The 24,419-nt window shown below is 58.7% G+C and carries 14 protein-coding genes and 1 riboswitch; of the genes, 8 read left to right on the plus strand and 6 right to left on the minus strand.

Features of this window, described 5'->3' with window-relative positions:
* Nucleotides 1-192 precede the first annotated feature (192 nt).
* The 3 genes from ACOBR2_RS13385 to ACOBR2_RS13395 form a co-directional block, all read right to left on the minus strand.
* Nucleotides 193-747, minus strand: a complete 555-nt coding sequence (locus ACOBR2_RS13385; protein WP_420236615.1) for a hypothetical protein — start codon at nucleotides 745-747, stop codon at nucleotides 193-195.
* 242 nt (nucleotides 748-989) lie between these two features.
* Nucleotides 990-4,811 (minus strand): LamG-like jellyroll fold domain-containing protein, encoded by a 3,822-nt coding sequence (locus ACOBR2_RS13390; RefSeq protein ID WP_420236616.1) that lies wholly within the window; start codon nucleotides 4,809-4,811, stop codon nucleotides 990-992.
* A 662-nt stretch (nucleotides 4,812-5,473) separates the two neighbouring features.
* Nucleotides 5,474-6,610 carry a TIGR03435 family protein gene (locus ACOBR2_RS13395; RefSeq protein WP_420236617.1) on the minus strand — a complete coding sequence of 379 codons (1,137 nt, stop codon included), beginning with the start codon at nucleotides 6,608-6,610 and terminating at the stop codon, nucleotides 5,474-5,476.
* A gap of 137 nt (nucleotides 6,611-6,747) precedes the next feature.
* Here ACOBR2_RS13395 and ACOBR2_RS13400 point away from each other — a divergent pair, with 137 nt between their 5' ends.
* On the plus strand, nucleotides 6,748-7,644 hold the full coding sequence (locus tag ACOBR2_RS13400; protein WP_420236618.1) for an RluA family pseudouridine synthase: 897 nt from the start codon (nucleotides 6,748-6,750) through the stop codon (nucleotides 7,642-7,644).
* Nucleotides 7,645-7,784: 140 nt separating this feature from the next.
* Entirely contained in the window at nucleotides 7,785-8,855 is a 1,071-nt protein-coding gene (hypE, locus tag ACOBR2_RS13405; RefSeq protein WP_420236619.1) for a hydrogenase expression/formation protein HypE, read from the plus strand.
* 162 nt (nucleotides 8,856-9,017) lie between these two features.
* On the opposite strand, the gene ACOBR2_RS13410 is transcribed toward hypE, so the two are convergent.
* The 3 genes from ACOBR2_RS13410 to coaBC all read right to left on the minus strand — a co-directional run bounded on the left by ACOBR2_RS13410 (nucleotide 9,018) and on the right by coaBC (nucleotide 12,763).
* Entirely contained in the window at nucleotides 9,018-9,845 is an 828-nt protein-coding gene (locus ACOBR2_RS13410; RefSeq protein WP_420236620.1) for a sugar phosphate isomerase/epimerase family protein, read from the minus strand.
* Nucleotides 9,846-10,526: 681 nt separating this feature from the next.
* A complete protein-coding gene (locus ACOBR2_RS13415) occupies nucleotides 10,527-11,426 on the minus strand; it encodes a uracil-DNA glycosylase (RefSeq protein ID WP_420236621.1) in 900 nt (299 codons plus the stop codon).
* A gap of 2 nt (nucleotides 11,427-11,428) precedes the next feature.
* Nucleotides 11,429-12,763 (minus strand): bifunctional phosphopantothenoylcysteine decarboxylase/phosphopantothenate--cysteine ligase CoaBC, encoded by a 1,335-nt coding sequence (gene coaBC / locus ACOBR2_RS13420; RefSeq protein ID WP_420236622.1) that lies wholly within the window; start codon nucleotides 12,761-12,763, stop codon nucleotides 11,429-11,431.
* Nucleotides 12,764-13,011: 248 nt separating this feature from the next.
* Here coaBC and ACOBR2_RS13425 point away from each other — a divergent pair, with 248 nt between their 5' ends.
* From ACOBR2_RS13425 to ACOBR2_RS13450, 6 genes are all read left to right on the plus strand, one after another.
* Nucleotides 13,012-13,977 (plus strand): ankyrin repeat domain-containing protein, encoded by a 966-nt coding sequence (locus ACOBR2_RS13425; RefSeq protein ID WP_420236623.1) that lies wholly within the window; start codon nucleotides 13,012-13,014, stop codon nucleotides 13,975-13,977.
* A gap of 131 nt (nucleotides 13,978-14,108) precedes the next feature.
* Nucleotides 14,109-14,681, plus strand: a complete 573-nt coding sequence (locus ACOBR2_RS13430; protein ID WP_420236624.1) for an elongation factor P — start codon at nucleotides 14,109-14,111, stop codon at nucleotides 14,679-14,681.
* A 152-nt stretch (nucleotides 14,682-14,833) separates the two neighbouring features.
* The gene (locus tag ACOBR2_RS13435) at nucleotides 14,834-16,027 is read left to right on the plus strand and encodes an SGNH/GDSL hydrolase family protein (protein WP_420236625.1); all 1,194 of its coding nucleotides are present in this window, start codon (nucleotides 14,834-14,836) and stop codon (nucleotides 16,025-16,027) included.
* Nucleotides 16,028-16,194: 167 nt separating this feature from the next.
* Nucleotides 16,195-20,004 (plus strand): methionine synthase, encoded by a 3,810-nt coding sequence (metH, locus tag ACOBR2_RS13440; protein WP_420236626.1) that lies wholly within the window; start codon nucleotides 16,195-16,197, stop codon nucleotides 20,002-20,004.
* Nucleotides 20,005-20,221: 217 nt separating this feature from the next.
* A riboswitch (cobalamin riboswitch) is annotated at nucleotides 20,222-20,530 on the plus strand.
* 23 nt (nucleotides 20,531-20,553) lie between these two features.
* Nucleotides 20,554-23,043 (plus strand): ribonucleoside-diphosphate reductase subunit alpha, encoded by a 2,490-nt coding sequence (locus ACOBR2_RS13445; RefSeq protein ID WP_420236627.1) that lies wholly within the window; start codon nucleotides 20,554-20,556, stop codon nucleotides 23,041-23,043.
* A gap of 146 nt (nucleotides 23,044-23,189) precedes the next feature.
* Nucleotides 23,190-24,236, plus strand: a complete 1,047-nt coding sequence (locus tag ACOBR2_RS13450) for a ribonucleotide-diphosphate reductase subunit beta (RefSeq protein ID WP_420236628.1) — start codon at nucleotides 23,190-23,192, stop codon at nucleotides 24,234-24,236.
* Nucleotides 24,237-24,419: the final 183 nt, after the last annotated feature.

Raw genomic sequence — 24,419 nt, forward strand, 5'->3', positions numbered from 1 at the left:
TTGAACTTTATAGGTAAATGAAGCCGTTTGTTCGCGCCTTGCCTGATCAGTCATCGAAAGTTGCCATCGCGACTGGAATCTCTTGACCTATCCTTGCTGCGTATCGCTGTTCCCCATGGCGTTCACGAAGAGCATTCTGGATAAAAAGCGCCTGACCGATGCACAATGAGTGTCTTGACCTGCGGCTAGTTTCTATCCACGAGCATCGAGAAGTGGCAGGGCCAAGGTTGCAACACCGTAAGCGGCGCTGATGGCCAAGAGAGCATTATCGTGTATTCCGATTGCGCTGCGGGCGAGTTCGATGACTCCGTAGGCATTCATCACAGCTGCAAGCGCATAAGGACGGGCCAGAATCGTCATGCATACTTTCGGAAAAATGCGCGCCGATTCGGAAAGCCTGACGCTCGCATCACGCAACTCCTTCTGAAATCCGATTATTGCCGCTGCAGGAATGTAGCCCAGTGGAGTGCGGACGCGGTACCAGTCGATATAAAGCGGATGAAGGCCGCTGGCAGACAGGCAAAGGCTCCCAAGGATGACGCCAGCAGCATTGATGCGTGGCGCTGCGACCGGATGCTGTTGTTTCTGGCGCAGCGCATAGTCGGAGGCGATCCACAAGAAGCCCACTGCCGTTTCCAGATTTGGGTGTAGACCTCGCCTGAACAGAAGGCCAACATTCCCGGCGATGAGGCTGAACGCAACAACAGTGGGAGCTGCCGCAACTAATCCCTTTTTCACCTTACCCATCCTGGTTTACATCTCCGTCGTCGGGTGCGTGGCTCACCTCTGGCCTTTGCCCGTTGGCTCGTCCAGCACAGAGGATGGGAGCCTCAACCTTCACTGTGCCACAAACAGCCGACCCGTTCAACAGCCCCCCGACCAGGAATAGGTCTCCATATGTTGCCACGTGTCTATGTTCCCGGCCACGCGCAGCCCGCGATCATAGATTGATTCAACCGTGTCACTGAGGGGACACGTACTCTTTCGCATCAGAACTGCACTCGGTTGTTCATCAGTGTAATCTCCGGCAGCGTGCCGGTGATCTCAACGCTCACACTTCCACCCTTCCAGTCTGCGCCTGGCGGCAGGGGTAATGACACTACCTCTGTTTTTGGAAGCAGATCAAGAGGCGCCTTTAGTGGAGCGGCTTTCGCTCTCGCGAGCACTCTGTTCAAGCGATCGCGCAACACAACGGTGGAAGCCGGCGCATCCACTCCGCCTAGACTATGGACTGTCACTCTCATCTGATTGCCGTTGACAACCACATCGTCGGCACTGATCCCCAGGTCGGGCCGCGACCAATAGGGAAGGCCCTTCTCGACCAGATTGAGTTCCAGCACTGTCGTCGTATGAGGAGCAAAAGTAAAGTCCAGCATAGTGCTGCGCTCGAAGCTCTCAGAGCGCCTACGAACATCTACGACTGGATCAGTGTCTGCATTGCCACGCGTGCCCTGGGCGATCTCCCACTTGCCCGGGTCGATCTCCCATCCAGTCATCTGTGCTTTTACCGGATTGGCTTCGAGGTTATAGACGATGATCTTGAGATGATCAGGCGTAGCCTCGGGAATGAGGATTCCGACGCTTTGTGGCGTGGCTGGCGCGACAAATTTCCAACCGACAGCATTGCCCGGATAGATGTGATTGCGAACCAGCGCGATGCCACCAAGACGAGCACGCTGCAGCTCGGTGTTTACGAACATCGGGCCCGCGGAGTCAGTGACGCGATCAATCCAAAGACTACCTTCCGTATTGATCCATTCACGATTCGATTCCGCCTGCAGTTGCGAAGAGTAAAGCCGATCGAGATATCTTGTGTCTCCGCTCACCTGCCACGCCAAGGTCTCGGCAGATCCGGTCATGGACTGTGCGGCGGTTGGAGCTACACCGTTGATGCCTTCAGGCACTCCCGCGGCCGCGACCAACTGCTTGCCCCAGGTATCGCGCAGCTTCAGCTGATCGATCGCGTCCGAGCTGATATGAGCAAGCGACGACGGACCTTCATCCATGAATGGAAGCAAGTACTTCTGATCGCCCGTCCAGCGGTATGCAGCCCAGAACATGAAGTCGGGTGTGGCGTCTCCGCCGGGCAGATCTTCATCGGTCTTGAAATTGATGCTTGTGCGAGTAATGAACCTGCCATCCTGCTCCTGCTTGCGGTGGGCCAACATGCCATTGACAGTCTCCAGCACCATTTTGCGTGTCTCTGGCGCGCCATTGAAGAGCACAAGATCAAGCGCCGGATGAAAGACCATGTAAGAACGTCCCTTGGACCATCCCCACACGCCGCCTTCCGCCATTTTCGCACCGCTGAAGTAGGCTGAGCGAATGTGCCGATGCCCGGCCGCATTCACTCCGGTCAGCCACTCCAATCTGCGCGCGGTTACCATGGCGCGTTCCAGATCTTTGGGATTGCCGAAGTCCATCATCAACGACTGGCCGAGAACATTCAGGCCATCCTCGTAACTGTGCAGTTCGTCAAACTGGCCCGTTGCCAGTCCATTGGTCCACATCTTGTTTTCGTACATGGCCTCCAGTTCCCTGGAGAGAGAAGTCTTCAGCTTCTCCGGTTCCGTCCCCATCAGGGCAAGCGAAGGAAAGAGGTTGGTGAAATCGCTGTCATCGCCAAGACCGCCGCCAAATTCACCATCCCAAGCTTGACGCTCGTCGACGTAGAAGTCTGCGATTCGCTGGAAGTAGTCAACATCCTTCGCCTGCAGATAGGCCCACTTGGGTACATTTGCAGGCACCTCTGGCGGAGTGTAATCAGGAGGAGCCGTTTCGGGGTTCCATTCGTGCCAATACTTGCGCCCCAAATCGTTCGAAGGATCTACGCGCAGCAGATCGGTAATGTCCGCATAGAAGCGATTGTAGGTATTCAGCCGTCGGCTGTTGACGTGTTCTTCCGTCATGTTGGAAAAATTATCGCGCACCTCGGTGAGGCGGTCAGCAATATGCTCTTTGACGGCATCCTTGTAAGGCTTGAAAATCAGCCGTACCTCAGCGCCTTCCAAATCAGAGGCATTGAACTCCGCGCTGGCCGAGGCAATCGTAATCAGAAGGCTTTTGTCGTTGGGTAATATGCGGTCGCGCGTGTCGAGCCACAAGGTGTGCGCCTCGCCCGGCTTCACGGAAAACGTAAAGGTGAGCATGTCGCGCATCGGCCACAGTGGATCTTTCACCGCGATATTCATCGGCACATAATCGCCGTGCGTTGGCTTTACGTTCAGCGCTGGCAGGTCGATGGCAATGCCATCAAGACCCGCATACATGTTGTCCCATGAATAGGAGGGAACGTGCGTTGTACTGGCTGACAGGCCGCGCAAATCGGCGGGGATAAGAATGTGCACAATTGGCATCCCCAAATCCTGCTGTTTGTTTTCTGGCTCCCTGGGCGCTGTGCCGGGACGCTGGCGGCCACCGCCGTATCCGCTAGGTCCCCCGACCAGGATCGCGCGCTCATCTGCCGGATAGCGATCATGAATGAAGCTGACCAGGGGCTGCAGGGTCGGATTGTCGCTCGCAGAAGGGCGCGTCGCAAGTCGGTACCTGAGTTGGACAATTCCTGCCGGTGGACTGCCTGCGTGAACGTAGTAAGCAGAAAGCTCGCCGATAGGCGTCTCTTGCTCCACATTGGTGAAGCGAAGCTTGCCGCCGGTCACAGGCGCGAGAAGATCGTGGAAGGTTGTCTCCTGCCCCTGGGGTCGTTCAAAGATCGTCTTTGCCGGCAGCACCGTTCCGGCCAGGGCACTCTGGCGAAGTTCATGCTCCGATACATCCGGCGTCAGTAATGCCCCGTTGCCAAATGCGCCGCCACTCATCTCCAGGTGATTCCACGGTTCATCGGGCAGAATGAATGTAATCGTCTTCCCGGAGATCGCATAGCAATCCCAATCCGGAAGTTGAAAATAATCGAAGCGACCCGTCAGGCGGGAACGATTGTAAACGCCGGGCCATGTGGTTTCGCGGATACCATCGTTCGCCCTCCACCACCAGCGTCCCAGATCGTAGGCGTCATTGATCTGCACCTTGCGAATCGTCGTGTTGATCGCAGGCAACGGAGCGGGAATATCGCCCGGACGGTTCCAGCCGTAATGGAACCACCACTCCTTCAGCGTCTTCGCGTTCGTCAGGCTGCGCGTTGCCAACGGAATGTTTTGCGGCGTTTCGCCCTTGGCAAGAGAAGCTACATTCTCGTCGCTCAATGCGCGGTCATAAATGCGCAACTCATCAAGATCTCCGCCACGGTCATAGCTGTAAGAACTTTCTACGCCGGTGGGTCCGATGATGCGGGAGTGCGGCCCAAATTGATCGAGTGCGGCATCAAACATGCCCGTCGCAAGATTTTCGGCCACCATCTTGCCGTCCACATAAAACCGAATGCCTGTGGTCTCATCCCAAGTGAGAGTCAGATTTACCCATTGGTCTGGCTTGGGGAAACTCGGCAAGTTATATGAAACCCGAGTCCGGCCCAGGTTCACGTCAGTCACAAAGGCGTCAAAACCGTGGCCGTTGTAGTCGATTCGTAACCACACTTGGTCCCAACTGGAATGGTCAGCATATCCCACACGAAAGATGGGAAAGGCAGTCTCGTCCACTGGATCACGCGACCGCCAATAGAAGGAGATCGTTCCGCGCTGCGAATAAATATTGCCGGGCGCCCAATAGGAAAGCAATTGGTTATTGCCGCATTGCAAGTAGGAGCCTTTGGCCCCACCGGGAAGAATCTTCACATCGGAGTAAAAATTCGGCGTGGTTTGGCCCCCAGCCGCGAAATCGGCATTGGGGCCATGGTCACCGGAAAGATAAAACAAAAGTCCTGGATCGGTGGCAGTTGTCTCCGTTGATGGAAGAACTGAAGAACAACAATTTGGATCTGGTCTCTGTCCCCAGCTAACCAACACTGCGCTTAGCAAAATAACCGGCAAAAATAACCAAAGTGATCTGCTCTTCAACGGAATGCTCCTTCCATCGATACAAATACCATCACCGACGCAGAATACTCGCAATAGATAACTAAGACAATTGACGGAACGCCCGGGGTTTTAGACGCACACATTCTGTGCTTTCAATTTACGCAGCTCTGCATCCACAGCGTTTTCAAGTTTGCGTTTGCAAGAGCTGTACGGAAAAGCTGTCGAATTCAACGGGAGCAACGATGTGCAGACGGAGTTCCTGCTCAGCACTTCTTCCATTTGCGTATCCACGATATTTTCGATACGGACCATCCCGGAACTGCTAGTTCTTGACTTCGGTTCGAGCCAAACCGCATTGCGCTCATCGAGCGCAGATTACTACCCGAATGTCGCCATAGCAACTGGGGTCTCGCGCCGCGTCGCCAGAGCTCGACCCCGGGATGATCCTGGAGCCTGGCGTTTATCGTTACCGATCCTGTTCTACAAGTTGAGTAATTCCCGAGTTAGCAACAATTCTCTCAATACCAAGCCTCACCACTTTGCCTGAAGCACGCTCGCAGTCAGTTGGCCGTCGGCGGGTCAATGTGGTCGATAATTACGACGGGCAGCGGCGCTTTCTTTGAGACAAATTTGAAGCCGGCATGTTTCGCCGCAGCGATGTAGTCGGTGCCCACCTCATCCTCAACACCTCCATCTCCGGTGCCCTGAAACACAGTGGGAGGCAGGTGCAGCGTAATGTCGTAGGTGCCTGTGAGGCCGGTCTCGTCGACGATCTGCTCGTCGCGGTACCTGTCCATAAGGTCTTTGATGAAGTCATGCATGGTGACACCGAAGAGTTGGAGCTGCATTTCATCGCGCTCCTGCCGGATAAACATGCCGCCGTGAACGTTATAGTCGGGGTTGCTGGGGACAGGGCTCGGACCTTTGGGATCGAGCGTCATGACGAGCGCTGGAAAGTCCTGAGTTCCGGTGTGGCAGACCAAGTGGAATCGTTCAGTAAGAAGCTTGCGAATCATGATCCTGGTCTGGTCGTCGTTGGGCACTCCGGGAATGTCGGGTTTGGCGGTGATATCGAATTTTCTCTCTTCCACCCAGGGCGGCGCGTTCATGATCTGGCGGCCGCGGATCTTGTAGACCATCTTGATGAGCTCTGCGGCGTTGGTGCCGGTGGCATGGAACTCCGAAGCATGCATGTTCCAGACAGGGTGTTGCTCCTCGGGCAAGGCAGGCTTAATGACTGCGACCTCGTAGGAGGGGTCCGCATCGGATGCCATAGGCGGCGGACCTGCCGGCTTCCAAAGGCTGGCTGGAGTGGCAAGCGTGAGGGTCAGGGGTAAAGTTCGGTCACCCTGCAGCCAAGTACCGATTATGTACTGACCATCGGCGCTGAGCTTGCCGTGGTAGGCCATGCTGGTCGTCGACTGCGTTGCGACCAGATCCGGAGCCGAGAAGGTAATCGAAGAGAAGACGAGCCCGGCATCGTGGTCGACATACCGGATGCCGCCGTGGAGCGAACCGTCAGAATTTTTCGCGATGGAAAAAGCGACGCGGATCGAGTTGCTGCTGGACAACTCAAGTGCGCCCTGCCAGGTGCCTGCGATGCTTGAGGTACTTGATTGAGCGTGGAGTGCGACGGTCGCGGCTTGGAAAAATAAGATGAAGACAAGTAAGGCGCGGCTGAGAAGAGCTCGTTTCATGGAACCTCCAGCACAGATACATTACGCTACTGCCGACCGGACGCGCCAGAGGAGAATTCTGCTTGCCGTTTGATCGATCCCCCATGCCTTAGCCGTGAAAAGACTGTGGCAGAGCCCGTGGCTTACACTCAATCTGTATGCTCAACCGAGGCTATGCCTACACCACCATCATCGGCAGGAAAGACCATGGGCAAACCCTGCTCTCCCATCTGGCAAGCCTTTATCCCCACTCAACGACCGAAGTCTGGCAACAAAATCTGAACAACGGCGAAGTCACCCTCAACGGCGTGCCCGCCAACGGAAGCGAGTTGCTCACTGCAGGGCAAACCCTGGTCTGGAACCGTCCTCCGTGGATCGAACCAGACGCTCCGCAGCACTTCGAAGTCCTCTTCGAGGACCCCTGTTTGTTGGCCGTCAACAAACCCAGCGGGTTGCCCACCCTGCCCGGCGGCGGCTTTATGGAAAACACCCTCCTGCGCATGGTGCAGAAGCATAGCCTCCACGCCAACCCCGTCCACCGGTTGGGCCGAGGCACTAGCGGCATCGTCCTCTTTGCCAAAACAGCGCAGGCGGCCGCGCATCTGACCGCAAACTGGAACACACCCAAAATTCAAAAGATCTACCGCGCGCTGGCGCAAAACGCTGCCGAGCAGGACGCCTACGAAATCCTCACCCCCATCGGCCTCGTACCGCACCCGCGCATCGGTTCCGTGTGGGCCGCCAACCCCAGCGGCAAGCCGTCCAAGTCCCTGGCCAGGGTGGTCGCACGCAGCGCAAGCAGCACCGTATTTGAGGTAAGCCTGTATTCGGGTCGCCCACATCAAATCAGAATCCATCTGGCTTCCATTGGCCATCCCCTGGTGGGCGATCCTCTGTACGGCTCAGGCGGCCAACCGCTCGAAAATCTCCCCGGCCTGCCCGGCGACGGAGGCTATTTGCTGCACGCCCAATTTCTGCAATTCGAGCACCCCCTCCGCGGAGAACAAATCCAGCTTGAGGCAGCTTTGCCCTCCGGATTCAGCTTGCATCCGTAAAGCAGCTGTCAGCTCAGTCAAGCGAAGCGATTGGCCCCACCGCAAGTGGTTGGCCCCACTGCAGGTGGAAAACGTTACACTGAACACGGGCACCGGTTCTTTGATCTCTGATCTCTGTATCCGTCCCCTGAGTTCTCTTTATGTCCAAACCTGATTTCTCCAACTGGAGCTGCCCACTGCCTCTCGCCGATTACCCCACCATCGTGATGGGGCATGGCGGCGGCGGCAAACTTGGCAACGAACTCGTCGAGCACCTGTTCCTTCCTGCCTTTCGCAATCCCGCGCTCGAAAACCTGGGCGACGCAGCCGTGCTCGATTTGTCTTTCGAGAAAAATGCAGGCCGCATTGCCATGAGCACCGACTCGTTTGTCGTACAGCCGCTCTTTTTCCCCGGCGGCAATATTGGCGAGCTGGCAGTCAACGGTACAGTCAACGATCTGGCCGTCTCCGGCGCGATTCCCAAATTTTTGACCGCAGGCTTCATCCTTGAAGAGGGCTTTCCACTCGATCAGCTGGCGGCCATTGTGCAGTCGATGGCGCGGGCGGCAGCAACGGCAGGCGTACAGATTGTCACCGGCGACACCAAGGTGGTGGAACGCGGCCACGGCGACGGCGTTTACATCAATACAGCCGGCGTGGGCCAGTTGCGCGAGGGCCTGAGCGTGGGTCCGCAACGTGCCCGGCCCGGCGATGCAATCCTGGTTTCCGGCTCCATTGGCGACCACGGCATGGCGATTCTGAGCGTGCGCGAGGGGCTGGAGTTCGAGAGCCCGATTGAATCCGATTGTGCGGCGCTGAACGGCCTGATCGCGAACGTGCTCGATGCGGTGGGACCACAGGTACACACCATGCGCGACCCTACCCGTGGCGGCCTTTCCGCCACGCTCAACGAGATTGCCAACAGCTCGAATGTGGGCATGCAGATCGACGAAACCCGCCTGCCGGTCCACGCCGAGGTGCAGGCCGCCTGCGAGTTGCTGGGCCTTGATCCGGTCTACGTGGCCAACGAGGGCAAGGTGGTCTTCTTTGTTGCGCCCGAGGCTGCGGAGCAGGTGCTGACGATTCTGCACGCGCATCCACTCGGCAAGGAAGCTGCACGCATCGGCACCGTGGTGGCCGAGCACCCGCGCATGCTGGTGGCCCGCACCGCCATGGGTTCCAATCGCGTGATCGCTCCGCAGATCGGCGAACAGTTGCCGCGCATCTGCTAGAGCATTTGTGCTTTCCCAGGTCTCAAAAACGAGACCTGGGGCACCCAGCTCCCACACCCGCACTCGCTCCCGCACCCAACGACCCGATCGAGTAGTTTTGAATTCAAAGAAAAGAAGCGACGGAGCAAACTCCGTCGCTTCTTTTCTTTGTCTGAATCTGTTTTACGCAAACATCTGGAAAGACTTTTCTATGCGGGCAGGCAGCGCATTCAGGTCATCGCCCAGCGCTGGATGCAGTTCCAGCACGATGGCTGGCGGCGTGGGCAGAGCCTTGAGCGCCTGAACTACGGCAGGCCACTCGATGGACCCCTCGCCCGGCCACAGATGCTCGTCCTTCAGGCCGTGATTATCGTGGACGTGCACGTTGACGATGCGCTTGCCGAGCGTAGCGATGGCGTCGGCCACCCCCACGGTCATATGCGCATGGCCAAGGTCCAGACAGATGCCAATGCCGTCCTGATGGCCAATTTCCAGAATCGAATTCAGATGCTCGGGATAGGCGGCCTCGTTCAGCAGGTTCTCCACCAGAATCTTCACGCCCAGCGGATGGGCAAAAGCTCCCAGATGTTCGAGCGCGGTCAAAGAGTGCTCCATCGCGGCCTGATCCCAGCCATCGGTGCGCTCACCCAGATGCAACACCATCGTCTCCAACGGAATATATTCGGCGGTTTCGAGGGCACGCTTGATCTCATCCATGGCCTGAATGCGGCGGGATTTTTCCGGATGGATCAGGTTCACGGCCGGTGCGCCGGCGCGGCCCATCTCCAGATCCGGGAAGAGCGGCGCATGCATCGAATAGGGCTTGAGCGGGTTCGAGCGGAACCAGCTGGCCAGTTCGTGAACGATCTCGGGACTGGTGTAGTCAAAGTGCTGGCGGGCGGCAAAGAGCTCAACGCCGTCGGCTCCGGCGCGGCTGGCCAGTTCAAGCAGGCCAGGATGAAGCCGATGCTGCAGAAACAGATGAGTGGAAAGAATACGCTGCAGAGTCAATGTCCCCCTGCGTACGGCAGAATCAATCAGCAAGCCGCACGCCTGCGTCCTTTCCCAGCTGCAGACCCATAGAACAGAGCTTCAGCCTGTTGCGCATCGGTGTAAATGATCACCGAATACGCTCAAGTGCCTTTGCCGCCGGGAAGACGCTCTACCCACATTCTCGCATCTTTTTTCGTCCGGAGGTTGCCTGCGGAGGCACTCCCAACACGAGAGGGAGATGAACCTTCAAGCGGAACCAAGTTGGGATAGATCAGATAAGATATTTATTTTCTGTGGAATGGGGTTTGCAGCTAGGGGAACCGCAAACCCACATCCCACCGCGCTCTTCTGGGGAAGGGCGGATCATGAAAGTTGGTCGAAACAGATCGTGCGGAAGTATAAAATTTCTGATACGTCCACGAATCAACCGCTTGGGCCCGAATAGCTCGCAGGATCTTTGTCCCTTTTAAACCTGACACTCTATAAATTGATAAGCCAGACTCGAGCTTATATATACGATGTGGGATTTAGTTGGAAGGTTGCTCAGGTTTTTAAAAAAACAAGGAATCTTTTCCGTAATGACAGAATCAAAACCCGGCTGTCCGTAGTTCAGCGTACCCCACGTTAAAACGTGGGGCTAACCTGCGTTGCGCCTACGGCGCGGGCTGGAAGAGCTAACCGCTTGCGCGGAAAGCTGCTTTACGCCTTCCCCTTCAATCCCAGCTCGCGCATGGCTATCTGCAGATCGGCCCAGGCTTCCTTCTTCTGGCGCGGGTCGCGGAGCAGGTAGGCAGGGTGATAGGTGACGATCAGCTTGGTCTGACGGAAGCTGTGCACGCGACCACGCAAGCCGGCCAAAGGCTGACGCTGCCCCAGCAGATAAGTGGCCGCCGTAGCGCCCAGTGCCACAATCACCTCAGGCCGCACCACGTCGATCTGGCGGAAGAGGAAGGGCGTGCAGGTATGCGCCTCTTCCGGCTCCGGCGTACGGTTCTGCGGCGGGCGGCACTTGACCACGTTGGCAATGTAGACCTGCTCGCGCTGCAAACCCATGGCATTGATCATATTGTTCAGCAGCTGGCCGGCGCGGCCCACAAAGGGCAGGCCCTGCGCATCTTCATCGGCTCCTGGACCTTCACCCACAAAGAGCAGGCGGGCGTTGGGGTCGCCGTCAGCAAAAACCAGCTGGTTGCGCCCCTTATGCAAGGAACAACGGGTGCAATCGCCAATCTCGTCGCGAATAGCTTGAAGGGCGGCGGCACGCTTGGCGGGAGCAATGACTGCGCCAATAGCGGGCGCCGCGGGAAAGATCTTGCGAGGGGGAATTTGAGTATCCTCCAGTGAGTTTTGGTCCGGCGCAATCTTCTGCGCCAAGTTCTGCGCGGGCTGCGAACCCTGCGCGGACGGCGAAGGTTCTGAAATTGCTGTGGCTGTTGTGGGTTCTGCGACTACAGGCTCGGGGATTACCGCCGCTTGTAATTGGGCCAGCAAAGCCGGGTCCACCGGGCGGCGATAGAACTCCGTCAGGCCCAGATCGCGATAAAAGCGCATCCGTTCCTGAAGCACCGCGCGGGTTGCCGGATCGAGTACAGGCTTCACGGCTACTCCACGATCAGCTGGCGCTCACGGCCGGCCGGGACAAAGCTGGTTTCGGGGCTATTTTGGAAGCTGGTCTCGCGCAACACGCGTTCCTGGCTGGTCAGCTCGTCTTCATGCGAGCCCACTTCCATCATCAGCGTACGCGGGCGGCGCAGGGTCAGAATCTCGTCCAGAATGCGGTCGGCGAGCTGGCGCTTGGGCATCTTCTCTACTTCGATCGAGGTCGAGGCGGTCAGGAAGGTGACGGCGTTCTGATCGGCGTCAAAGCCCACATCGGAGCGGCTCACGTCGTTCAGCACAATGGCATCCACGCCCTTGCGCAGCAGCTTGGCGCGGCCGTTTGCCACACCGTTTTCAGTTTCAGCGGCAAAGCCCACAATCAGCTGTCCGGGACGGCGGTTGCGCACGACTTCGGCCAGAATGTCTTCAGTAGGCGCCAACTCCAGCGTGAGCGGACCGGTACGCTTTAGCTTCTGATCGCTAACGGCCACGGGGCGATAATCGGCCACGGCTGCGGCCTTGATGACCAGCGTCGCCTCGGTCATGCGCTCCATCACGGCCTTGCGCATCTCCTCCGCAGTGGTCACATTCACCTGCTCACAATGGGCCGGAATCTGCAGCAACGAAGGGCCGCTGACCAGAATCACGCGGGCACCACGGCTGTGCGCGGCCTCGGCCAGCGCGTAACCCATCTTGCCGCTGGAGCGATTGCCGATGTAACGCACCGGGTCGAGCGCCTCGCGTGTGCCGCCGGCCGTCACCAGCACGGTTTCACCACGTAGATCGTGACGATTGCCAAGCGTATTCACCACGGCCTGGGTGATGACCTCAATCTCGGCCATGCGTCCCGCACCCACCATGCCGCAGGCCAGCTCGCCGGTGCCGGGTTCAACCACCCGCACGCCGCGCTGGCGCAGAATTTCCACATTGGCCTGTACGGCAGGATGCGCCCACATGTTGGTATTCATGGCCGGAGCCACAATCACCGGAGCTTCGGTGGCCAGGTACATGGTGGAAAGAAAATCGTCGGCCAGCCCGTGGGCGAATTTGGCCAGAATGTTGGCCGTGGCCGGAGCCACCACCAGAAGGTCGGTCCACTGCGCCTCGGCAACGTGATCAATGCCGTTCTGCTCGCTCTGGCCCTCTTCCCAGCCGTTCCACAGGCTGCTAATCACCCGGTGGCCGGTCAAAGTGGCAAAGGTGAGCGGCTGCACAAAGCGGCTGGCCGCCTCGGTCATAACCACATGCACATCCAGATCCTGCTTTTGCAGAGCCCGCACCAATTCCGCTGACTTGTAGGCGGCAATGCCACCCGATACTCCCACCGTGACTCGCATGGCTTGATTGTAACAATGGAGAGGACGGAAAGCAGCTTTCAGGCGTTAACTACCAGCTTTCAGTTGTTGGTTACCTATTCTGTATTTTTGCCTGCCTTGGGAAGCTCGAATCAGGCGGCGTGTTGATGTTTTTTGCACTCTATTCTCTGCGCTCTATTCTCTGATCCCTGTCCTCTGTTCGTTAAAATGGGCTAAATTCTTCTATTTCTGCTATTCTGCCCGCGGTTTTTCTTTCTGGGGAGCAGGCAATGCGTTGGAACGGCAAGCAGGCGGCGGTTGTGGTGGTGGCAATGGTTTTGACGGTGGCGCTGGCCCCGGCACAGAGCAAAAAAACAGCCAGCAACGCATCCGCAGCCAAATCGGCAGCGACCCAGGCCAAGGCTCCGGCCAAGCCTGCACCCCAGTCCAAGGTCGATCCCCTGCCCTTGGCGGCAAGCACCAACGACTGGGATCAGGTGAAAGCGCTGGTAGCCTCGGGTGCCAAGCTGGAGGCCAAGGGCGCGGACGGTTCAACGGCGCTGGTCTACGCCAGCCGTGCCGGACGGGTGGAAATCGTCAAGCTGCTGCTCAGCCGCGGGGCCGACCCACAGGCCGCCAACACGCTGGGCCGCACGGCTCTGCTGGAGGCCGTGGCCAACGACTACGCCGATGTCGCCACTGCCCTGCTGGCCCAACAGGCCAACGTGAACGCCAAGGACAAGAACAGCGTGACGCCCTTGATGGAGGCCGCACGGCGGGCCAATCAGGAGACGGCACGGCTGCTGCTGGCCCATCAGGCCGATCTGACGGCCAAGGACAAGGACGGCAATACCCCGCTGCTGTATGCCGCCGGATCGGGCGATCTGAACGTCCTGCAGACGTTGATTACCAAGGGTGCCGACGTGAAAACCACCAACAATGAGGGCAATACCCCACTGATGCAGGTGGCTCACGATGGCCTGCTGCCGCTGACGCAGATCCTGCTCAGCCACGGGTCCGAGGTGAACACCGCAGCCAAAGACGGCAGCACCGCCCTGATGAAGGCCGCGGAACGAGGCAATGCGGAGGTCGTACAGCTTTTGCTCAAGAAAAACGCCGACCCACTGCTGAAGAACAAGGCAGGTAAAACAGCGCTGGATCTGGCGGCGGCGGCGCACCAGACGAATGCCTGCGATCTGCTGCTGAAGGCCGAGCTGAAGCCCCTGCCCACTGCACCGCAGCCGGCCAAGCCATAAGGCCGCATCCGCAAAACCGCTGGGGCTGACCTTGGTGCGGTTCCCTCGTAGCTCCGCCCCCCTATAATGGACGGGGAGCCACGCCTTGTTTGCGCGCTGGCCCAAGATTTCGCGAAGTAAAAGGAAGAACCATGGCAGCGGTCATTGAGGCCATCAACGTAAAGCGCAAGATGTACTTTGAGCACGAGAACGTGCCCTACTACTGCATGGACGTCGAAGTATCGACGCCGACGGCACGCGGCGGCCAGACGCTGGTGCGGCTGAAGATGCGTAACCTGATCACCCGGGGCGTCTTCGACAAGACCTTCAAGGCCGGCGAAAAGTTCAAGGAACCGGATCTGGAAGAGATCGAAGCCTCCTACCTGTACAGCGACGGCGACGGCTCCTACTTCCTGGATCAGACCAGCTTTGAGACCCACATGCTGAACAACTCCATGATGGGCGACGCGCTGGAGTTCATCGTTGAAGGCGCAATTCTCAAGCTGATGAAGTACAACGGCAACCCCATCGGGCTGGAACTGCCCGCGCAGGTGGAGCTGACGGTGGAGTACACCGAGCCGGGCGCACGTGGCGATACGAGCGGCAACGTCACCAAGCTGGCACGGCTGGAAACGGGTCTGGAAATCAAGGCTCCGCTGTACATTGAAAACGGTGAAAAGGTGCGCATCTACACGGAAACCCGCGAGTTTGCCGGACGCGCATAGAGCAGTTCTCCTTAGGAAATAGAGAACGTCACGGCAGCTAAGCGCCGTCTTCCACCCCACCCCCATGGCAAATTTAAACGCCTTGCGGGTGGGGCACCCAAAGCGTTTAAATTTGATGTCGATCAATTCTGGAAATACTGCGAGAGGAAACAATGTTTAAAAGTTTACTGCAGGGCTTTTCTGTTTTGGTTCTTTCAACAGCTGTGGCCGGGAGCGCACAGAGTGGATGGGTGGGCACGTGGGCAGCTTCTGCCATGCCCAACCAGGGCGCAAAGTCACTGACCAATGCCACCGAGCGCGAGATTGTGCACCTCTCGCAAGGCGGCGACAAGGTGCGCGTACGCTTTACCAACGAGTACGGCACCGAACCACTGACCATTGAAGAGGCGCATGTAGCGCTGAGCGCGGGCGGCGCGGCTATTCAGCCGGGCACGGACCGCAAGCTGACCTTTGGCGGCGCGGCCAGCATCCAGCTAGCTCCGGGCGCAGTGGTTACCAGCGATCCCGTGGCCCTCACGGCTCCGGCACTCAGCAATCTGGCCATCAGCCTCTTCGTTCCGGTGCAGCCGATGCATACGGCCACCTATCATGCGCTGGCCGTGCAAACCAACTACTCCGTGCCGGGCAACCAGACGGCGGCTGAGACGCTGAGCGAAGCCTCCAAAAGCAGCTCGTGGTACCTGATCAGCGGCGTGGACGTACCGGCAACAGCCGATGCGCGGGCCATCGTCACCTTTGGCGATTCGATCACCGACGGCGCACGTTCCACCAACGACGCCAACCGCCGCTGGCCGAATGTACTGGCCGAACGCCTGCAGCAGACCAAGGGTCTGGAGCACGTGAGCGTGCTCGACGAGGGCATCAGCGGCAACCGCGTGCTGAACGAGGGCGCGGGGCCGAGCGCACTGGCACGCTTTGATCGCGACGTGCTGGCGCAGGACGGCGTCAAGTACCTGATCATCCTGGAAAGCATCAACGACATTGGCCACACCCTGCACCTGAGCGCACCGGAAGATGAGATCACCGCCGATCAGCTGAAGTTTGCCCTGAGCCAGATGGTGGAACGCGCCCATGCGCACGGCATCAAGGTCTACGGCGCAACGCTCACCCCTTACGTGGGCGCAGGCTATTCGAGCGGCAAGGGCGAACAGATGCGCGCGGCTGTGAATCAGTGGATTCGCACGAGCGGCGTCTTCGATGCGGTCATCGACTTTGAAAAGGCGACTGGCGACGGCCAGACCCCGCCGCACTTCAACCCGGCCTACGATTCGGGCGATCATCTGCACCCCGGCGATGCCGGCTACAAGGCGATGGGCGAAGCAATCGACCTGAACCTTTTTAAATAGCACGGCCAAAAACAGAAGAAAAACGCGCATTCCAAGCGAATGCGCGTTTTTCTTTTCCGGGACAAGCACCCGACGACTCTCCCATCCCTGCCGCCCACGCTTGCCCCAGCCGTTATCATGGAAGAAGGCCATTCCGCCCCGATTCCCTCAGGCTCACAAAGGAACCCATGACGCAGAAACCGCTTCATCCCTTGCAGAAAATTCTTGCCGAACGCATCGCCATCATCGATGGCGCGATGGGCACGACCATCCGCACCTACGGGATGAAGGAAGCCGACATTCGCGGCACACGCTTTGCCCATGCCGACAAGGATCTGCTCAACAACGGCGACCTGTTCTCCCTGACGCAATCCGGAATGATCTGCGACATTCACCGGCGCTTTCTGGAAGCCGGGGCCGACATCATCGAGACCAACACCTTTGGCGCGACCTCGATTGCGCAGAGTGAGTTCTTCGTGGAAGACCCGCGTGAGCACGGCGGGCGCAAGAATCCCGAGTTCTATCAGGGCGTGATTGAAATGCCGCAGCTGATCGAACTGGCGCACGAAATCAACTTCCAGAGCGCGCAACAGTGCCGTGCCAGCGCCGACTTGGTGGCCAACGCCACGGGCCGGCAGCGCTTTGTAGCCGGAGCGATTGGCCCGCTCACCGTCTCGCTTTCGAACTCGCCCGACGCCGACGATCCGGGCTTCCGCGTAGTCACCTTCGATCAGGTCAAGCGCGTTTACACCGAGCAGGTGCGTTCGCTGATGGCGGGCGGCGTGGATCTGCTGCTGGTGGAAACCATCTTCGACTCGCTCAACGCCAAGGCCGCGCTGGTGGCCATTCGCGAGGTCTTCGACGCCGACGGCAAGGAGCTGCCGGTGATGATTTCAGCGGCCGTGGGACGTGGTGGCGAGACGATGATCTCGGCGCAGACGGTCGAGGCGCTGTGGAATGCAGTCGAGCACATTCATCCGCTCAGCATCGGCCTGAACTGTTCTCTGGGACCGGACCTGATGTATCCCTTCCTTGAAGAGCTCTCGCAGAAGTCGAACGCGGCCATCTCCGCCTACCCCAACGCGGGCCTGCCCAATCCGCTCTCGCCGACGGGCTTTGACTTTACGCCAGCCGACATGGCGCATCATCTGGCGCACTTTGCCAAGGGTGGACTGATCAACATTGCCGGCGGCTGCTGCGGTAATACGCCGGAGCACATTGCCGCCATTGCGCACGCACTCGAACACCAGCCCACACGCGGCCGTTCACAGGTGGCTATGCCCAGCACCGCCGATGAAGCACCGCGCCCACTACGGCTGAGCGGCTCGCAGCCCTTCACCCAGCAGATCGGCTCCTACCTGATGATTGGCGAGCGCACCAACGTCGCCGGTTCGCCCAAGTTTGCCCGACTCATCAAGGAAGGCAACTACGATGAAGCGGTAAGCGTGGCCCGTCAGCAGGTAGAGAACGGCGCCAATGTCATCGACATCTGCATGGACGAAGGCATGATTGACGGCGTGGCCGCCATGACGCGCTTCCTGCAGTTGCTGGCCAGCGAACCTGAAGTGGCCAAGGTGCCCTTCATGGTGGACTCCTCCAAGTGGGAGGTGATCGAGGCTGGTTTGAAGTGCCTGCAGGGCAAGGGCATCGTCAACTCGATCTCACTGAAGGAGGGCGAAGAGAAGTTCCGCGAACATGCACACACCGTACTCGCCTATGGCGCAGCGGTGGTCGTCATGGCCTTTGACGAGCAGGGTCAGGCCTCGGGCTATGAAGACCGCATCCGCATCTGCGAGCGCGCCTATCACATCCTCGTTGACGAAATCGGCTTTCCCCCTGAAGACATCATCTTCGACCCCAACGTGCTTACTGTTGCCACCGGCATGGAGGAGCACAACAACTACGCGGTCGACTTCATCCGCGCCACCCGCTGGATCAAGCAGAATCTGCCTCACGCCAAGGTGAGCGGCGGCGTCTCCAACATCTCCTTCAGCTTCCGCGGCAACAACAAGGTACGCGAGGCCATGCACTCGGCCTTCCTCTATCACACGATCGCCGCCGGCATGGACATGGGCATTGTGAACGCCGGCATGCTGGAGGTCTACGAAGAGGTTGACCCCGAGCTGCGCACGCTGGTGGAAGATGTGTTGCTGAATCGCCGCCCCGATGCCACCGAACGTCTGGTGGAGTTTGGCGAAACACTCAAGTCAGCCGGCACGGGCAGCACGGAAAAGGCCGAGAAAAAGACCGAGGAGTGGCGCAACGGCACCGTGGAAGCGCGCCTGAGCCATGCGCTGGTCAAGGGCATTGATGCCTACATTGACGAAGACACGGAAGAGGCTCTCAAGCAGCTGGGCCGCCCCATCGACGTGATTGAAGGCCCGCTGATGGCAGGCATGAGCGTGGTGGGCGACCTCTTCGGCGCGGGCAAAATGTTTTTGCCCCAGGTGGTCAAGTCAGCCCGCGTGATGAAGAAGGCCGTGGCCTTTCTGACGCCCACCATGGAAGCGGAAAAAGCCGCTGCCGCTGCCGCCGGTGAGGCGGTGCAGGCGCAAGGCAAGATTCTGCTGGCCACCGTCAAGGGCGACGTGCACGACATTGGCAAGAACATCGTAGGCGTGGTGCTCAGTTGCAACAACTACGAAGTGATCGACATGGGCGTGATGGTGCCGTGCGAAAAGATTCTGGAACGCGCCAAAGAGATCAAGGCCGACATCATCGGCCTGAGCGGCCTGATTACGCCCTCGCTCGACGAGATGGTGCATGTGGCCCGCGAGATGGAGCGGCAGGGCTTCAGGATTCCGCTGATACTGGGCGGCGCAACCACCAGCCGCGCGCATACAGCCATCAAGATTGCACCGCACTACAGCCAGCCCGTGGTGCACGTGCTGGACGCCAGCCGCGCCGTTCCGGTGGCCACCAGCCTGCTGAGCGAAGATGGCCGGGCGGCATACATCAAGAAGCATTTTGCCGAATACGAATCCATTCGGCAAAACTTCACCAACCCCAAGCAAAGCACGATTTCCTTTGCCGAAGCCTGCGCACGACGCACGCCCATCGACTGGCGCGCGGAAGAGCTGGCCACCCCCGCCTTCACCGGCGCACAGGTGCTCGACGGCTTTCCGCTCGATGAACTGCGCAAGTACATTGACTGGACGCCGCTCTTCCACACCTGGGGTCTGAAGGGGCTCTATCCCGCGATTCTTGAGAACGAAAAATATGGACCGCAGGCGCAGCAGATCTTTGCCGACGCACAGACGCTCCTGGATGAGATCATCGCCCAAAAACTGCTGACCGCACGCGGCGTCTATGGCTTCTTCGCGGCCAACGCCGTGGGCGAAGATGTGGAACTCTACGCCGACGCAACGCGCTCCACAGTAGTAGAAAAACTGCACTTTCTGCGTCAGCAGGCCAACCGCGAAGGCAGTCAGGCCTGCCGTTCGCTGGTGGACTTTATCGCGCCCCGCGAGACCGGACTCAGCGACAGCATCGGCATGTTTGCCGTTACCAGCGGTCATGGTTTGAAGGCAATCTGCGACCGCTATCGCGCTGAGAACGACGACTATCACGCCATCATGGCCGAAGCGCTGGCCGACCGTCTGGCCGAGGCCTTTGCCGAATGCCTGCATGCACGGGCGCGGCGCGACTGGGGCTATGGCAACGAGGAAAAACTCACCGACGCACAGTTGTTTGCCGGCGAGTATCGTGGCATTCGTCCTGCGCCGGGCTATCCGGCCTGCCCCGACCACACTGAGAAGGCGGCCATCTGGAAGCTGCTGGATGTGGAGAAGAATACCGGCATGCTGCTGACCGAGTCCTATGCGATGTGGCCGGGCTCCAGCGTGAGCGGCCTCTACTTTGCGCATCCGCAGACGCAATACTTCAATGTGGGCAAAATCGAGCGCGATCAGATCGAGGCCTACCATCAGCGCAAGAACTGGACGCTTGAAGAAACCGAGCGCTGGCTGGCGCCGAACCTGAACTACGAGCCCGCCTGAAGTAGTCTTTGACTCATTGAAACAAAAACCTTTATGGTTCTCTGGTCCGGATTCCGGGACCAGAGAACCATAAATTCAATAACACGTATTATTTTATCGTATCACCATGGCAGGAAATTCCGGGAAAATCGCAGCTTTTTGGACCATTTCTGTGCGATTTTCACATTTGCACAGCGCACGCTACATATACACATTGAAAACACCAATAGCACTAGATATAGTAGAGAAGCTCGGTGGTTCCCCAGGCTACGGCTGGGGCGAAGATGGGAATCCGGCGTGAATCCGGAACTGCCCCGCAGCGGTAAGCAGGTACGAGGGCCAGCAAAAACACTGGACCATGGGTCCGGGAAGTTTAGAGCGGTTCTCCAATAGGTGTAGCCCTTGTGAGACTGTGCAAGGTAGCTTTTTCTTGAGGAAAAAGCCCCTCAGCGGCAGAAGCTTCGGTGTACAGCAATTGGAGAACCGCTATGGCCTTCCGGTTTGAACCTGCAGAGTCCGAAGACCTGCCCCGAGAACAAATGCACAGCCTCCGAGGGGAGGCGAGATGCAATGGCTGCATATCCCCTTCAGGGGAAGCACATTGCCTCGTCTTTCCGGGAGGCCAAGGAGAGTTTTCTCATGGCCACCATTGAGTCGCCCACCGGCTACGCGCCTGTACTACCTGGCTTCCCCGACCGGGATGAAACACCCACGATGCACATACGCAAGCGAAATGGCGTACTGGAACCTGTCGATGTAAACAAGATCGTGCGCGCCGTGCAGCGCTCGGCCTACGGACTTCCGCATGTGGACGTGATCCGCGTGGCGTCGAAGACCATTGGCGGCCTGTACGACGGCGCAACCACGCGTGAACTGGACTCGATTTCGATCGACACGGCCGCGGCGCTGATCGCCGAAGAGCCGCAGTACTCGCGTCTAGCCGCACGTTTACTGCTGGCCACCATCGTCAAGGAAGTTTCCTCGTTCAACATCTACTCGTTCTCGCAGTCCATCGAGCACGGCTACAAACAGGGCCTGATCAGCGATGCGGCCGCGGAGTTCGTGCGGATTCACACCCGCAAGCTGAACGACGCGATTGCCGACGACAACTCCGACCGCTTCGAGTACTTTGGCCTGCGCACGGTCTACGACCGCTATCTGCTGCGTGATCCTGAGTCGCGCAAGGTAATTGAGTCGCCGCAACACTTCTTCCTGCGCGTGGCCTGCGGACTGGCGCACACGCCGCATGAGGCCATCGATTTTTATCGTCTGATCTCGTCGCTGGACTACATGCCGTCGTCGCCGACGCTGTTCAACTCCGGCACCCGCCATGCGCAGATGTCCTCCTGCTACCTGCATGACTCGCCGGAAGATTCGCTCGAAAGCATCTACGACACATACAAAGATGTGGCCATGATGTCGAAGTTTTCCGGCGGCATTGGACTGGCCTTTCATCGCGTGCGTTCGCAGGGTTCGCTGATTCGTGGCACCAATGGCCTGTCGAATGGCATTGTGCCGTGGCTGCGCACGCTCGATAGCTCGGTGGCCGCAGTGAATCAGGGTGGCAAGCGCAAGGGTGCCTGCTGCGTCTATCTGGAGCCGTGGCATGCTGACGTCATGCAGTTTCTGGAACTGCGCGACAACACCGGCGATGTGGCCCGCCGCACCCACAATCTGAATCTGGCCAACTGGATTCCCGATCTGTTCATGCGCCGCGTGGAGGCCGATGGCATCTGGTCGCTCTTCGATCCGAAGGATGTGCCCGAGCTGCCTGACCTCTATGGCAAGCCCTTCGATGCCGCCTATGAAAAAGCCGAAGCCGAGGGACTCTTCAAGGAGCAGGTGAAGGCGCGTGACCTGTATGCGCGCATGATGCGTACGCTCGCCGAAACCGGCAACGGCTGGATGACCTTCAAGGATGCAACCAACCTGAAGTGCAACCAGACGGGCAAACCGGGCAACGTAGTGCATCTGTCGAACCTGTGCACCGAGATCACCGAGGTCAGCTCGCAGGATCAGACGGCGGTCTGCAATCTGGGCTCAATCAATCTGGCACGCCACGTGGAACGCGCGGCAGACGGCACGCTGCGCTTCAACTTTGAGAAGTTGGCGGCCACGGTGGCCACGGCGATTCCCATGCTCGACCGGGTGATTGACATCAACTTCTATCCGATTGAAGCCGCAGCCCGCTCCAATGCCAGCTGGCGTCCGGTGGGACTGGGCGTGATGGGCCTGCAGGACGTCTTCTTCCAGCTCCACATTCCCTTTGACACAGAGGAAGCGCTGAATCTTTCGACGCGCATTCAGGAAGAGATCTACTACTCCGCGCTCAACGCCAGTTGCACACTGGCCGAAGAGTTTGGCGCACACGAAAACTTTGCTGAAACCCGTCTGGCGGACGGTCATTTCCAGTTTGATTTGTGGAATGTGAAGCCTGCCAATACTGCGCGTTGGGAAGAACTGCGCCAGCGCATTGCCAAGAGCGGCGTACGCAACTCGCTGCTGATCGCCATTGCACCCACGGCTACGATTGCCTCGATTGTGGGCTGCTATGAGTGCATTGAGCCGCAGATTTCCAACCTCTTCAAACGCGAAACGCTCTCGGGCGAGTTCTTGCAGGTGAACCGCTATCTGGTGGAAGAGCTGAAGCGGCTGAACCTGTGGAACGACGCGATGCGCAACAAGTTGAAGGCTGCTGAAGGTTCCGTGCAAGGCGTGGAAGAGCTGCCCGAAGAGCTGCGCGTGCTTTACCGCACGGTGTGGGAGACGCCGATGCGTGCGCTGGTGGATATGGCCGCGGCCCGCAACGCCTACATCGATCAGTCGCAGTCGCTCAACCTCTTCAGCGAGTCGCCCAACATCGGCAAGCTCTCATCAATGTACATGTATGCGTGGAAGAAGGGGCTGAAGACGACCTACTATCTGCGTTCGCGCCCCGCTACGCGCATTGCCAAAACGACGATTGCCAGCACGGGCCGTGCGAATCAGACACCGGTGAGCGCGACGGCCGCCATTGCCTGCTCGCTTGAAAATCCGGAATCCTGCGAGTCGTGCCAGTAAGACATTTTCCCGCTTGATCCGGCCCAAAAGATTTGCGTCGTGCTTCCCCACCCTAGCCACAAAGACGTGGCGAGGGTGGGGCACCCGATCAGCATTGGTATGGATTTGCCAGATCAACCACGCTTGAAATAGAGAAAGAAAAAATCATGAATGAAAAATCGCTGCTGAATTCCTCCTCGGTTGAAGTGCCTGACCGCATCCTTGATCCCGGCCTCTGCCTGACGCTGCGCCCCATGCGCTATCCGGTCTTCTATGACATGTACCGTGACGGCATCAAGAACACCTGGACTGTAGACGAGATTGATTTCCAGACCGATCTTGTCGACCTGAAGCAGACGCTGAGTCCGGCCGAGGTGCATCTGATCCAGCGTCTGGTGGCGTTTTTCGCTACCGGCGACAGCATCGTGTCCAACAACCTGGTACTGAATCTGTACAAGCACATCAACTCGCCCGAGGCGCGGCTTTACCTTTCGCGCCAGCTCTTCGAAGAGTCCGTACATGTGCAGTTCTATCTGACGCTGCTCGACAACTACATTCCCGCCCCCGACGAGCGCGCCGACGCCTTCGCCGCGGTGGAGAACATTCCGTCGATTGCCAAGAAGGCTGATTTTTGCATGAAGTGGATCGACACGATCCACCAGATGGATCGCATTGAAACGCGCGAGCACCGTCGTCAGTTCCTGCTGAACCTGATCTGCTTTGCCACCTGCATCGAGGGACTGTTCTTCTTTGGCGCGTTTGCTTATGTGTACTTCTTCCGCTCCAAGGGACTGCTGCACGGACTGGCCGCGGGCACCAACTGGGTCTTTCGCGACGAGAGCTGCCACATCGATTTTGCCTATGAAGTCGTACGCATTGTGCGGGAGCAGGAACCGGATCTGTGGGATGCGGATCTGGAGCGGCAGATTGTGGAGATGCTCACCGAAGCCATCGACGCCGAGGCCCAGTTCAGCGAAGATCTGCTGTCGGGCGGCGTGGCTGGTTTGTCGGCCAAGGAGATGCGTCAGTATCTTGGCTTTGTGGCCGACGCACGGCTGGAGCGGCTGGGCATTGCGCCTGCCTTCCACTGCTCGAACCCCTTCCCGTTCATGGAATTGCAGGACGTGCAGGAGCTGACCAACTTCTTCGAGCGCCGCGTCTCGGCCTATCAGGTTTCGGTGCCCGGCGAAGTAAGCTTCGGCGAAGATTTTTAGAATTTCCTTTTTTTACGCATGCCCTCATCCTTACCGCGAAGAGCGCGCAGGGGTGGGGGCATTCGCTCCAAAGCCCAAATTCTGCTATCATGGACTCACGCTCAGTTGTTTGGCCGTGAGCCGTTCCCGCCTTTCTTCAAGGTTGTCCGCCACGTAAGCTTTCCAGGCCCCTCAGCGTAATGG

The organism is Telmatobacter bradus, assembly GCF_048629425.1.
In the GTDB taxonomy this organism is placed as follows: Bacteria; Acidobacteriota; Terriglobia; order Terriglobales; family Acidobacteriaceae; genus Telmatobacter; species Telmatobacter bradus.

Bases quoted from the DNA above. Each gene is read 5' to 3' on its own strand.
- ACOBR2_RS13385 (WP_420236615.1), bottom strand. From the start codon at position 747: ATGGGTAAGGTGAAAAAGGGATTAGTTGCGGCAGCTCCCACTGTTGTT.
- ACOBR2_RS13395 (WP_420236617.1), bottom strand. From the start codon at position 6,610: ATGAAACGAGCTCTTCTCAGCCGCGCCTTACTTGTCTTCATCTTATTT.
- ACOBR2_RS13400 (WP_420236618.1), top strand. From the start codon at position 6,748: ATGCTCAACCGAGGCTATGCCTACACCACCATCATCGGCAGGAAAGAC.
- hypE (WP_420236619.1), top strand. From the start codon at position 7,785: ATGTCCAAACCTGATTTCTCCAACTGGAGCTGCCCACTGCCTCTCGCC.
- coaBC (WP_420236622.1), bottom strand. From the start codon at position 12,763: ATGCGAGTCACGGTGGGAGTATCGGGTGGCATTGCCGCCTACAAGTCA.
- ACOBR2_RS13425 (WP_420236623.1), top strand. From the start codon at position 13,012: ATGCGTTGGAACGGCAAGCAGGCGGCGGTTGTGGTGGTGGCAATGGTT.
- ACOBR2_RS13430 (WP_420236624.1), top strand. From the start codon at position 14,109: ATGGCAGCGGTCATTGAGGCCATCAACGTAAAGCGCAAGATGTACTTT.
- ACOBR2_RS13435 (WP_420236625.1), top strand. From the start codon at position 14,834: ATGTTTAAAAGTTTACTGCAGGGCTTTTCTGTTTTGGTTCTTTCAACA.
- metH (WP_420236626.1), top strand. From the start codon at position 16,195: ATGACGCAGAAACCGCTTCATCCCTTGCAGAAAATTCTTGCCGAACGC.
- ACOBR2_RS13445 (WP_420236627.1), top strand. From the start codon at position 20,554: ATGGCTGCATATCCCCTTCAGGGGAAGCACATTGCCTCGTCTTTCCGG.
- ACOBR2_RS13450 (WP_420236628.1), top strand. From the start codon at position 23,190: ATGAATGAAAAATCGCTGCTGAATTCCTCCTCGGTTGAAGTGCCTGAC.